The sequence below is a fragment of the Vibrio sp. Vb1755 genome (assembly GCF_033338635.1).
Lineage (GTDB): Bacteria > Pseudomonadota > Gammaproteobacteria > Enterobacterales > Vibrionaceae > Vibrio > Vibrio alginolyticus.
The window spans coordinates 1-1,889 of sequence record NZ_JAWOTA010000070.1; the positions used below are offsets into that span (position 1 = coordinate 1).

At 43.6% G+C, this 1,889-nt stretch carries 2 protein-coding genes; both read left to right on the forward strand.

What is annotated here, in order from left to right:
• A partial coding sequence (locus R7E00_RS22595) for an AAA family ATPase (RefSeq protein WP_318124491.1) occupies nucleotides 1-997 on the forward strand: 997 nt, incomplete at its 5' end.
• Nucleotides 998-1,130: 133 nt separating this feature from the next.
• On the forward strand, nucleotides 1,131-1,889 hold a 759-nt coding region (locus tag R7E00_RS22600; RefSeq protein WP_318124492.1), incomplete at its 3' end, for a serine hydrolase.

Sequence of the window (1,889 nt, forward strand, 5' to 3'; positions counted from 1 at the left end):
CGTGGCTGATATTGAAGCCATGGTTGCAAAAATGGCTCGAATTCCAGAGAAGTCGGTGTCTTCATCTGACAAAGACATCTTGAAGAATCTTGATGGCAAAATGAAGATGCTAGTCTTTGGTCAAGACAACGCTATTGATGCGCTTTCGGAGGCTATCAAACTGTCTCGTGCTGGTTTGGGCGTAGATAGCAAGCCTGTGGGTTCGTTCTTGTTTGCAGGGCCTACTGGTGTGGGTAAAACCGAGGTAACTGTTCAGCTATCGAAACTGCTTGGCATTGAACTGCTTCGTTTTGATATGTCTGAGTATGGTGAGCGTCACTCTGTGAGCCGCTTAATTGGTGCTCCTCCAGGTTATGTTGGTTATGATCAAGGTGGCTTGTTAACCGATGCCGTTATTAAGCATCCTCATTCCGTTGTTTTGTTGGATGAGATTGAGAAAGCGCACCCAGATATCTTTAACTTGTTACTGCAAGTGATGGATAACGGTACGCTAACGGACAACAATGGTCGCAAGGCCGATTTCCGTAACGTGATCCTTGTGATGACCACTAACGCTGGTGTGGCTGAAACTGAGAAGAAATCGATCGGTTTAATCCAACAAGATCATAGTCACGATGCCATGGCAGAAATTAAGAAGGTGTTCACTCCGGAGTTCCGTAACCGTCTTGATAATATCATCTGGTTTAATAGCCTAGATGAAAGTGTTATCCATCAAGTGGTTGATAAGTTTATTGTCGAGCTTCAAGTCCAGTTGGATGCTCGCGGAGTATCCATGGAAGTATCGCAAGATGCTCGCCATTGGTTAGCACATAAAGGTTATGACAAAGCGATGGGGGCACGTCCAATGGGCCGTGTAATCCAAGAGCAATTGAAGAAACCATTGGCAAATGAACTGTTGTTCGGATCACTTGTTGATGGTGGTACGGTGAAAGTGTCGTTAGTAAATGATGCGCTTGAATTTGAATATTTGAGTGAGAAAGAAGCAGCAATGCACTAACGTTTGTCGTCAATTTCAAATCAAAAGCGTGCGATTGGTCGCACGCTTTTTTTATATCTGTCTAGCACGAAGACTCATCTCTTTATTTCTGTTTTATTCATGGTTGTGCATATTGAGAAATAAAGAGGAAAGCATGAAAACTTTCATCATAGCGTGGTTGCTTATCCTACTCGTAGGGTGTGATAAACACGCCGTAGTTGTTGAGGCGAGTAAGCCAGAGTTTGATCCTATCATTCAGCGAGTAGAACAAGGACAAGCAGCAAACCTGCATAGCTTACTAGTGTGGCAAGATAGCCAGTTGACGTTGGAACTGTATCGTCAAGGTGGTGGGCTTGATGGTAATCGTCAAACACCAAATGTGCCTGTCGGGCAAGAGGTTGTGCATAACGTGCATTCCGTCACGAAATCCTTTGTCGCTACGCTGATTTTCATCGCTATTGATGAAGGCAAAATCGAAGGGTTAGATACGCCAATATTTGATTTCTTTCCAGAGTATACCGAGCCAGATAGAAAGGCGAAGCTAGCGATAACATTACGAGATGTTCTAAATATGTCCACAGGCTACGCATTGGACGAATTGTCCGTACCATATGGACAAGGCAACATTTTTTCTCGTCATTACAATGCGAAGGACTTAAAACAGCAGTTTCTTTCCACTCAATTAGCTTTTGATCCAGGAACAAAGTTCGCGTACAGCGGTCTTTCTACAGTTGGTCTTTCTAAAGTGATTGAAAAAGTATATGGGCAATCATTTACGGAAGTAATGAAAGAGAAGATTTTTTTCCCTTTAGATATTGAAGAGTATCAGTGGCTGCCAAACATCGGTAGTGGCGAAGCAGGAGCTGACTGGGGTTTACGTCTAACATCCCGAGATATGGGTAAGTTTGGCTTG